The 10,150-nt window shown below is 71.2% G+C and carries 10 protein-coding genes; 3 read left to right on the top strand and 7 right to left on the bottom strand.

Annotation, left to right across the window (positions count from 1 at the left end):
* Positions 1-892: ParA family protein (locus ABTU92_RS18105; protein WP_408093037.1), on the top strand; the 892-nt coding region annotated here is incomplete at its 5' end.
* On the top strand, positions 808-1,272 hold the full coding sequence (locus ABTU92_RS18100) for a hypothetical protein (protein ID WP_408093036.1): 465 nt from the start codon (positions 808-810) through the stop codon (positions 1,270-1,272). The genes ABTU92_RS18105 and ABTU92_RS18100, both read left to right, overlap by 85 nt.
* Positions 1,273-1,287: 15 nt before the next feature.
* Here the strand turns inward: ABTU92_RS18100 and ABTU92_RS18095 are convergent, their stop codons facing one another.
* The 7 genes from ABTU92_RS18095 to cowN form a co-directional block, all read right to left on the bottom strand.
* Complete coding sequence (locus tag ABTU92_RS18095; RefSeq protein WP_408093035.1) at positions 1,288-2,310, bottom strand: DUF4424 domain-containing protein; 1,023 nt, start codon at positions 2,308-2,310, stop codon at positions 1,288-1,290.
* A 65-nt stretch (positions 2,311-2,375) separates the two neighbouring features.
* Positions 2,376-2,720: an AzlD family protein gene (locus ABTU92_RS18090; protein WP_408093034.1), complete on the bottom strand. Its 345-nt coding sequence runs from the start codon at positions 2,718-2,720 to the stop codon at positions 2,376-2,378.
* Positions 2,704-3,441 carry an AzlC family ABC transporter permease gene (locus tag ABTU92_RS18085; protein ID WP_408093033.1) on the bottom strand — a complete coding sequence of 246 codons (738 nt, stop codon included), beginning with the start codon at positions 3,439-3,441 and terminating at the stop codon, positions 2,704-2,706. The genes ABTU92_RS18090 and ABTU92_RS18085 overlap by 17 nt, the downstream gene beginning before the upstream one ends.
* A gap of 325 nt (positions 3,442-3,766) precedes the next feature.
* Positions 3,767-5,692: an ATP-dependent zinc metalloprotease FtsH gene (ftsH, locus tag ABTU92_RS18080; protein ID WP_408093032.1), complete on the bottom strand. Its 1,926-nt coding sequence runs from the start codon at positions 5,690-5,692 to the stop codon at positions 3,767-3,769.
* Between the two features lie 190 nt (positions 5,693-5,882).
* Complete coding sequence (gene tilS / locus ABTU92_RS18075; protein WP_408093038.1) at positions 5,883-7,181, bottom strand: tRNA lysidine(34) synthetase TilS; 1,299 nt, start codon at positions 7,179-7,181, stop codon at positions 5,883-5,885.
* A 55-nt stretch (positions 7,182-7,236) separates the two neighbouring features.
* The gene (gene ybgF / locus ABTU92_RS18070; RefSeq protein ID WP_408093031.1) at positions 7,237-8,301 is read right to left on the bottom strand and encodes a tol-pal system protein YbgF; all 1,065 of its coding nucleotides are present in this window, start codon (positions 8,299-8,301) and stop codon (positions 7,237-7,239) included.
* Between the two features lie 179 nt (positions 8,302-8,480).
* A complete protein-coding gene (cowN, locus tag ABTU92_RS18065) occupies positions 8,481-8,759 on the bottom strand; it encodes a N(2)-fixation sustaining protein CowN (protein ID WP_408093030.1) in 279 nt (92 codons plus the stop codon).
* Between the two features lie 174 nt (positions 8,760-8,933).
* Here cowN and ABTU92_RS18060 point away from each other — a divergent pair.
* Positions 8,934-10,150 (top strand): glycosyltransferase family 87 protein (locus ABTU92_RS18060; protein ID WP_408093029.1); only part of this gene is annotated, 1,217 nt, incomplete at its 3' end.

The raw sequence follows: 10,150 nt of genomic DNA, 5'->3' as shown, positions 1-10,150 counted from the left end.
TGCCGAGACCATCGCGGCCGCCACCGACGAGCCGGTCCTCGTGATCGATCTCGATCCCCAGGCCAGCGCTTCGATCGCGATCGCTGGTGACGACGCACTTGCATCCCTGATCAAGAAAGGCCGATCTCTGGAGGTCTTTCTGGAGCAGCGGCTGATCAGGCGGCAAGCCGTGAGCCTTAACTCCAAGGTTCAGCTCGCCGGAAGCGTGACGCATCGCGGCCGACCGCTCAACCTGTCGCTACTGGCGTGCGGGCCTGATCTGAGGATCACGGAACGTGAGATCCTTATCGAGCTGATCGACCAGAAGCTCGGATTCCGGGCGGTCGAAACGAAGATCTGTCAGGAGCTGCAGCGTGAGTTCGACGACCTGCGGCGGCGCTTCAGATACGTCATTCTCGATTGCGCGCCCGGCATCTCGCCCGTCACCGAGGCGGCGATCCGTCTGAGCGATGCCGTGCTGGTTCCCACGATCGCGGATTTCCTGTCCGTGATGGGGCTGAATGCGTTCTGCCGGAGCCTCTGGGACCACAATCCGAGCCGCTTCCTTCCGGCGCCCGCGAAGCCGCATGTGCTGGTCACGCGATGGCAACAGAATGTCCGTCAGCAGCGCGACTTCCTGGAGGAGCTGGTCGCCGAGGCGGAGGCCGAAGACGCGCACTTCAGGCTCTTCGAGACGAGGATTCCGCAATCGGCGGCCTTGGCGAGTGCACTCGGAAAGACCGGGCCACAAGCCTACCGTGACAAGTATGGTGCAGACGTCGTAAACACTCTCGCGAGCCTGATCAAAGAACTGAAGGAAGTCATCGTATGCCGCTCGACATCGACGGCACTGCCGTCCTCAGGGCCATCGCCGACTCCCCCGAGGTCTTCAAGGACGTCGATAAGGACCTGACCGAGTTCGCGCACAAGATCGTCGTCAAGCAGCTGAAGGCGAAGGGGACGACGGTCGAGCACGTTCGCGCGATATATCGGGTCATCGGTGGCGAAAGCTTCGGCCTGATCGCCGACAGCCTGCCAGACGGCGGGAAGGCGATCCTTGCCAAGGTGGACAAGCACAATTCCGATCTCGGCTCTGCGGACAAGGCGCGGTTGCGGGAGCATCTGGTCGGGTTGGCTCGCGGTGTGGTCGATGCAACCGCCAAGCAGGTCGCGCGCTCCAAGACAGTCCGCACGAAGCAGGCCGCCGAAGGGAAGGCAAAGGCCCCCGCCAAACGCGCTATATCGGCGAAGGCCTACGAAGCGACGTGGGACGGGAAAAGCCGCGAGGAATGATCTCGGAGCCTCCCCTCACGGCTCCGGCTTGATCTTCTTCAATATCAGCACCGCGAGGTCGCCGGTCGGGGTGAAGTCGGTCTTGCGCATCTCGAACGTGGTGGGGCCGATCTTCGTCACGCCGGTGCCGCAGAAGCTGATCAGGCTGTCGGGATCGCCCTTGTCGACGACCAGGCGAAAGTCGCGGATCGGGCCGGACCAGTTGGCGCCGGTGGAGAGCACGTAGTCGATGCGCTGCTCGCTGTAGGGGGGGCCGAACTCCGCCTTCGCCGCGGCGCGCGCACGCGACAGCGTCGCCATCAGGTCGGGCTCGATGCAGTACTTCTTGATGTGCGCGAGGATCTCCGGCTCGCGCGCCATCGATGGTGCGCCGAGCGCCGTCTGCACGCTCAAGCCCACGCTCGGCGTGTAGCGATGCTCGATGACGGTCTCGCCGCGGGCCGGAAAGGTCTGCTGCCAGTAGAACGTCGTCTTCAGGCGCCAGCGCGGCGCGAGGTGCCGCTCCATGCCCTTGCCGGCGTCGTACTCGTCGACATAGGCGAGGTCGAGCTTCAGCAGCGCGTCCCACTTGTGCTTGGGCAGCCGGTCGAGCGCCGCGCCGGTCGCCTGCAGATGCGGCGCGAGCGGCACGCCGAGGCTCTGCAGCAGTGCCGTGCGGTCGACGCCGTCGGCGCCGGTGACGCGCTGCTCGACATCGGTCCGGACGGCGGCGCCGTTCACCGTGGTCGAGAAGCCGAGCAGGTTGGCCGGGTCCTCGGTCGGCACCGCGATGTTCTGGTCGGGGCCGTCGATCGTGATGTCCGGCATCGGGAAGGCGACGTGGACGACGACGTCCTGGGCGCTCCGGTTGAAGAAGCGGTAGCGCACCTTGATCTCGGCGGCCGAGACGAACAGGTCCTCGGCCAGCATCTGGATCGCGTCGTTCTTCACGAACACCAGCCCGCCGGTGGCGAGCTCGGCCGTGGAATCGTTCGCCCGCGCGCCGCCTGCGGCGAGGCCGAGCGCCAGCGTCAGCGCGACAGCGTGGGTGGTCCGCATCGTCGTGATCTCCTCGAACAAGGAGGCGAGATATGCCCGCAGGGCCGGACCACGTCCAGGTCGCGCTACGCCAGCCCGGCGGCGCGGCCCGCCGCGGCGACCGCCATGCCGACCATCACGGCGAGGAAGTCGTTGCGGGCGATCCACATGGTCACCACGCCGGCGCCGACCGCGGCGGCCGCCAGCGGGCCGCCATTGACGACGATGGGCAGCACCGTGGCGGCGACGATCGAGCCCGGCAGGGCGGCGAGCATGCGCTGCACGCGCGGCGTCAGCGGCACCCGCCCCATCATCCAGAAGCCGCCGGCCCGCATCGCATAGGTGACGAGCGCCATCGCCGCGATGGCGATCCACACGCCGAGATCGCCGCCAGCGAGGCCGCTCGCGGCCGGATCAGTCGCGCCGGTCATCGACGAGCCCCCCGGTGACGGCGCCGGCGAGCGCGCCGGCGACGATGAAGGTCCAGCCGCCGGCGAGCCGCTCGACCACGAGCGCGACGACGCCGGCGACGATCCAGGGCAGCGCGGCGCGCCGGCCGCGCCACAGCGGCACCAGCATGGCGCCGAAGAACACCGGCATCACGAAGTCGAGCCCCCAGCGCCGCGGGTCGGCGATCAGGGTGCCGAGCGCGAAGCCGAGCTGGGTGAAGCCGAGCCAGAACGAGGCGAGCAGCACGCTGGCGCCGAAGAACACGCCGGCATCGGTGCCGCCCTCGGCGCGGTAGCGCATCGAGACGATCCAGCTCGGGTCCGAGGTGAGATGCAGGACGGGATAGATCCACGGCGGCATGGCGCCGAACCACGGCCGCAGCGTCGCCGTGATCAGCAGCATGCGGGCGTTCACGGTGAGCGCGATCAGCGCGAGCCCGAGCACGGTGCCGGGCGAGAACTCCTTCGGCCACAGCTCCAGCACGACGAGCTGCGAGGCGGACGCGAACATCGTCACGCACATCGCCAGGTTCTCGCCGAAGGAGAGCCCGACGCGCGCCGCCGAGGCGCCGGTGGCCAGCGCGATCGCCATCATGCCGGGCATCACCGGGAGGGCGAGCCGCACGCCGTGCAGAAAGCCGGCGCGGGTGACGGGCACCGGGCCGGAGGAGGGATCGGAGGTCGGGGGCGGATGGGCCGTCATGATGGGCCGGAATGTGAAGACGGAGAGACGTGGAAACGGAGAGACGCAGAGCCGAGGAAGAATGCCGTGTAGCCGGACCGTCGGGCGTGTCACCTCTCCCCTCCGGCGGGGAGAGGTCGACGACTGCGCGTCAGCGCAGTCTTCGGGTGAGGGGGCGTCTCCGCGAGTCGGACGTGCTCGGCATCGGGGAAGCGCCCCCTCACCCGACTCGCCGCTTCGCGGCGAGCCACCCTCTCCCCGCCTGCGGGGAGAGGGGAAATCCGAGGCGCCCAAAAGAAAACGCCCGCGACCGGCGGGCGTTCTCGGATCGTGGCGGAGGCCCGGATCAGCCGGTGGGCTGGGGCTCCATGTCGCCGGCGCCGGCCTCGGGGCGCGGGCGCGGCTTGCCGGCGGTCGGCACGGCCGAGCCGCGCGGGCCCGACGGCTCGATCACCGACTCGCGGTTCGGCCGCTTGCCGTTGAGCAGGTCCTTGATCTCGTCGCCGGTCAGCGTCTCGAACTCGATCAGGCCCTTGGCGAGGGTCTCGAGCTGGTCGCGCTTCTCGGTGAGGATCTTGGTCGCCTCCTCGTGGCCTTCCTCGACCAGGCGCCGGACCTCGGCGTCGATCTTCTGGGCGGTCGACTCCGACACGTTCTGCTGGCGGGCGACCGACATGCCGAGGAACACCTCGTCCTGGTTCTCGCCGTAGGCGACGGCGCCGAGCTCGGGCGAGAAGCCCCAGCGCGTCACCATCATCCGGGCCAGGCGGGTCGCCTGCTCGATGTCGGACTGGGCGCCCGACGTGACCTTGTCCCGACCGAAGATCATTTCCTCGGCGACGCGACCGCCCATCATGATGGCGAGCCGCGAGGTCATCTGCTCGAAGCTCATCGAGAGCTTGTCGCGCTCGGGGAGCTGCATGACCATGCCGAGCGCCCGGCCGCGCGGGATGATGGTCGCCTTGTGGACCGGGTCGGTCGCCTTGACGTTGAGGGCGACGATGGCGTGGCCGCCCTCGTGATAGGCGGTGAGGAGCTTCTCCTCCTCGGTCATCACGAGCGACTTGCGCTCGGCGCCCATCATCACCTTGTCCTTGGCGTCCTCGAACTCGACCTGGGTGACCATGCGCTTGTTGCGCCGGGCCGCCATCAGGGCCGCCTCGTTGACGAGGTTCATCAGGTCGGCGCCCGAGAAGCCCGGGGTGCCGCGCGCGACCGTCTTCAGGTTCACGTCCGGCGCCAGCGGCACCTTACGGACGTGGACCTTGAGGATCTGCTCGCGCCCGACGACGTCCGGATTCGGCACCACGACTTGGCGGTCGAAGCGGCCGGGACGCAGCAGCGCCGGGTCGAGCACGTCGGGCCGGTTGGTCGCGGCGATGAGGATGATGCCCTCGTTCGCCTCGAAGCCGTCCATCTCGACGAGCAGCTGGTTCAGGGTCTGCTCGCGCTCGTCGTTGCCGCCGCCGAGGCCGGCGCCGCGATGGCGGCCGACCGCGTCGATCTCGTCGATGAAGATGATGCAGGGCGCGTTCTTCTTGGCCTGCTCGAACATGTCGCGCACGCGCGACGCGCCGACGCCGACGAACATCTCGACGAAGTCGGAGCCCGAGATGGTGAAGAACGGGACGTTGGCCTCGCCGGCGACCGCGCGCGCGATCAGCGTCTTGCCGGTGCCGGGCGGACCGACCAGCAGCACGCCGCGCGGGATCCGCCCGCCGAGCCGCTGGAACTTGCCCGGGTCACGCAGGAACTCGACGATCTCCTGCAGGTCCTGCTTGGCCTCGTCGACGCCGGCGACGTCCTCGAAGGTGACCCGGCCGTGCGCCTCGGTCAGGAGCTTCGCCCGCGACTTGCCGAAGCCGAGCGCCTTGCCGCCTGCCCCCTGCATCTGCCGGGACAGGAAGATCCACACGCCGATCAGGGCGATGAAGGGCAGCCAGGAGACCAGCAGCGAGACGAACCAGGGCACGTTCTCCTGCTGCGGCCGCGCCGTGATGGACACGCCCTTCTTATAGAGCTTGTCGATCAGGGTCGGATCGTTCGGCGCATAGGTGTTGAAGTTGCGACCGTCCGTGAAGGTGCCGTGGATCTCGGGACCCTGGATGACGACGTCCCGCACCCGCCCCTGGTCGACCTCGTTCAACAGTTGCGAGAAGGCGATGTCCTGAGACACCGAACGCTGCGCGGGATTCTGGAACAGGGTGAACAAGGCGAGCAGCAGCAGGACGATGATCACCCAGAGGGCAAAGTTCCGCAGATTTGCGTTCATCAGGCGTCCTCGTGCCCCGTGGCTCATAAGACCGTGGGCGGTTGGCAGGCGAATTCCAGGCCGCACGCACCGTGTGTCGGGGCATGACGCCAATGTAAGAGCCTCGTCCCCGCCCCACAAGCGCACAGGCCCGGATGCGACGACTTGGCGGGCCCCGTGGTGAACGGGAATTCTCCACGTTTCCGAGGGACTAGGCCTCGGCATCGCGGGGCCGCCTCGCGGCATTTCGTGCGGCCCGGCGGGCCGGGGCGGGCTCGACGGTGAGCTGGCTCCGGGACAACGTCACCATCGCACCGGCGAGCGTGCGGCGAAACCGCGCAGCGGGCGCCGCCGTGCCGCTCCCCCCGTCCCTTACCGGGGACGCGGCGGAGGCGGCCAGCGCCGCCGCGAGGGCCGCGGCGACGCTCTCCAGCTTGCCGAGTTCCACCGGACCCTCGGCTGCGGCCGCCGCGACGAGCCGGCCGAGCAGGCGAATTCGCAGCTCTTCCGGGGCCTTGGCCCAGGCGAGCGCGTCCAGCCGGACGGCGCCGCCGGGCGGCGGGTCGGCGGTGCCGCGCCCGATGCCGAGATCGCGGGCGAGGCGGTCTGTGGCGGCCTCGAGCGCCGCGTCGGCCCGGCGCATGCGCTCGGCGAAGCGGGCGAGGCATGCCGCCGAGAGGCCTTCGGCGGCCAAGCCGGGCAGCAGCAACCGCAGCCGCGAACGAGTGAACCGTGGATCACGGTTCGACGCATCGTCGGCGAACGCGACGCCGGCCGCCCGCAGCGTCGCCACCAGCCGGGCCTTCGGAACATCGAGGAAGGGGCGGAGGAGAAGAAGAGGCACTTGGTCCCTCTCCCCGCGCGCGGGGAGAGGGTGGCTCGCCGCGCAGCGGCGAGACGGGTGAGGGGGCGTATCGAGGGACACAGTGCGTGGTGGCGCCCCCTCACCCGGATTCCGCGCCTGCGGCGCGCAATCCGACCTCTCCCCGCGCGCGGGGAGAGGTGAGGCGGGCGGGGCGAGGGGCACCGCCGCCGTCCGCGCCATGCCGGCGAGCCCCGACAGCCCGCTGCCGCGGGCGAGGCGGAACAGCACCGTCTCGGCCTGGTCGTCGCGGGTATGGGCGGTGAGCACATGGGCCGCGCCGACTTCGTGGGCGACCTCGGTCAGCAACCGGTAGCGCGCCGCGCGGGCCGCCTCCTGCAGACCGGCAGCCGGCTTGTCGCCGGTCCAGCGCAGAACCCGGTGCGCGACCCCGAGCCGTTCGGCGAGCCCGCCGACCGCCTCGGCCTCGGCGATCGACTGGCGCCGCAGCCCGTGGTCGACCGTCACGGCGACGAGCCGCGGCCCGTCGGTGAGAGTCGCCCGCCAGCGGGCGGCGAGCCACAGGAGCGCGGTGGAATCGGGGCCGCCCGAGACGGCGAGGATCAGGGCCGGGAGCGGCGCCAGGTCGGCGAACAGGGCCGCCGCCTCGGCGTCGCCGAGTGGCAGGGCGTCGCCGCGTGGCGTGATGTCGCCGCGCGGCGCGGCGTCGCCGAGCGACAGCTCGTCGGCGCCGGCCGGGCCGTCACAGGCAGCGCACACGCTTCTGTTCGCGCTCGACCGCCTGCTTGACGTTGACCGAGGCGCGCGGATAACGGGCGCCGACCTGGGCGAAGCTCGCACAGGCCATGTCCTTCTGGTTCAGGGCGGCGAGCGACTGGCCGAGACGCAGGAAGGCGTCGGCGCCCTTCGGGTTGGCGCCGGCCTTCTGGGTCAGCACCAGGAAGGCGTCGGCGGCCTCGCGGAAATTCTTCTGCAGGAACAGGCTCTCGCCGAGCCAGTACTGGGCGTCGAGCGCCAGCCGGTCGCCGGGATGGCGCCGCAGGAAGTCCCGAAAGGTCTGCTCGGCGAGCGGGTAGTCCTTGCGCAGCACGTAGCCGTAGCCGAGGTCGTACTGGTCCTTCGGGCCGCCGCCGGGCGGCAGCGTCGCCATTTGGGCGCCGGTCGCGTTCGGATTGCGGGGCGGTGGCGCCGGGAGCGCTCCACCGCCGGCGGCCGGACCGCGGGCGAGCGATGGGTCGGCGCTGGCGGCGGCCGCCATGCTGCCGAGGTCGAGCGGCGCGCCCGGCTGGCCGAGCACCCGCGGGGCGCCGGGCGCGTCCGGCCGCTGGGTCGGGTCGAAGGCGTCGCCCCGACGGCCGCGACCGGCCGGAGCCGGGGCGGCGGTCGCATTGCCTCCGTCGGCCGAGGCATAGGCGGGCGGCCCGCCATAGGGCTGCGGCGCGGCGGCCGGCGGGGGCAAGTCGGCGGCCCCGGCGGGCGCCGCATGGGCCTGCTGCGACGGGGCGGGCGCCTCGCCGCGCCGGCCGGGCGCCGGAGCGCCCGCCGGTGCCGCGCGACCACCGCCGCGGCCGAGCTCCTGGAAGCGGAACTCGTAATCCTCCTGCATGCGCTTGAGCTGCTGCTCGAGCTGCTGGTTGCGGAACTGCGCCTGCTCGAGGTCGCCGGTCATGCGGCGCATCTGGCTCTCGAGCTGGTTGAGCCGGACGATCAGGTCCGACTCCGACATCTGCGCCAGCGCCGGCCCCGCCGCGACGGCGAGGCCGAGCACGGCCGCTCCGGCCATCAGGGCAGAGAACACGCGGCTCATGAGGCTCACCCGGACTCGTTCGTGAGGGAATCGCCGCCCACCATACACCGGGCTGCGTCGAATCTGTGACCCGGACTCCTTCGCGGGGCGTCGCGGCCCTTCGCATGCGCGGTGCCCGCGCCGGCCGTCGGTTCGACGCGGCCGGTGTCGCGGCGGGATACCGCTCACCCCGGCCGTTCTCACATGCACTGCGTCTCCAGCTCCTCGAGCAGCGCCAGCGTCTCGGGATCGTCGAGATCCTCCAGGAGCTCCTTCAGGGTCGGCAGGAAGTTGTGCAGGACGCGCAGGTCGTCGAGGCCGCGGCTGTGGGCGAGGGCGCGCTGCGTCTCGAAATACGGCCAGAACGGGCTGTCGCCGAGAGCGACATGGGCGAGCACGCGCGCCATCACGGCGCGGGTCATGCCCTCGGTGTCGATGTTCCGGAAGGTGACGTAGCGGTCCAGGCGGTCGTGTCGCATTTCACTCAATTCTCCAGCCCCGCGCGCGACAAGCACATCCCGTGCCGGGGTGCGGTCGCCCCGGTCCTTTAAGCGTTCGGAAAGCGCGGCCCGCTTAGGTTGCCGGATGCGCTGCGGGCCTCCGCTGCCGGTCGGCACCGGGCGGCGCGTGGGCGCCGCCGAGGAGCGCGATCGATGACCTCCGCCACCGTATCGACCGCGGCCGTGGGCACGTCCGCAAGCCCATCGGGCGCTCGGCTGATCGCCGTCCTCGGCCTGTCGCTGACGCTCGGCTTCGCCATCCTGCTGGTCGGCAGCGTGCTGCAGGGGCACTGGCTCCTCGACCCGGACGGCCGGCCGATCGTCAACGACTTCGCGGTGCTGTGGTCGTCCGGCCTGCTGGCGCTCGACGGGACGCCGGCGCTCGCCTGGAACCCGGCCGCCGCCAAGGCCGCCGTGGTCGCGGCCGCCGGCGTCGACTTCCCCGACCACTATCCGGTCTTCTATCCGCCGACCGTCCTGCTGCTCGCGGTGCCGTTCGCCCTGCTGCCGCTGGTCCCGGCGATGCTCGCCTGGATCGCCGTCACGCTGCCGCTCTATGTCGTGACCATCCGGGGGATCCTCGGCGGACGGGCCGGCCTGCTGTTCGGGCTCGGCTTTCCGGCGGCGGTGTGGAACCTGACGGCGACCCAGAACGGCTTCCTCACCACGGCGCTGTTCGGCGGCGCCCTGCTGGCGCTGCCGCGCCGGCCGATCCTCGCCGGCGTGCTGTTCGGCCTGCTCACCGTGAAGCCGCATCTCGGCCTGCTGGTGCCGCTGGCGCTGCTCGCCGGCGGCTGCTGGCGCACCATCCTGGCCGCCGCCGTCACCGCGGTGGCGTTCGCTGCAACGTCGTGGCTGGCCTTCGGGACCGCACCGTGGATCGCCTTCGTCGACGCCGTGCCGGCGGCGCGCGAGACCTCCCTGGTGCTCGGGCTCGGCAGCTGGTGGAAGCTGCAGACCGTGTTCGGCCTCGTCCGCGCGCTGGGCGGCGGCGAAGGGCTCGCCTGGACGCTCCAGGCCGGGCTCGCGCTCGCGGTGGCGGCCGGTGTCGTCCTCGTCTGGCGCAGCCGCGCCCCGTATGGCCTCAAGGCGGCGGCGCTCGCCGGCGGGGCGCTGCTCGCGACCCCCTATGCCTTCATCTACGACATGACGCTGCTCGCCGTGCCGATGGCCTTCCTGCTGCGGCTCGGGCTCGACGAGGGCTTCCTTCCCGACGAGCCGACGGCGCTCGCCACCGCGGTCGCGTTCCTGCTCGCCTTTCCGTTCTGCCCGGTGCAGTTCGGCCTCGCCGCCGCCCTGCTGGTCGCCCTGGTGATCGCCCGTCGCGCCGCCCCCTGGTGCGCGCGCCGCGCCGCGCCGGCCGCCGCGGC

It is taken from the genome of Rhodoplanes sp. SY1 (assembly GCF_046000175.1).
Classification (GTDB): domain Bacteria; phylum Pseudomonadota; class Alphaproteobacteria; order Rhizobiales; family Xanthobacteraceae; genus Rhodoplanes.
This window is presented reverse-complemented; position numbering and strand designations above follow the sequence as displayed.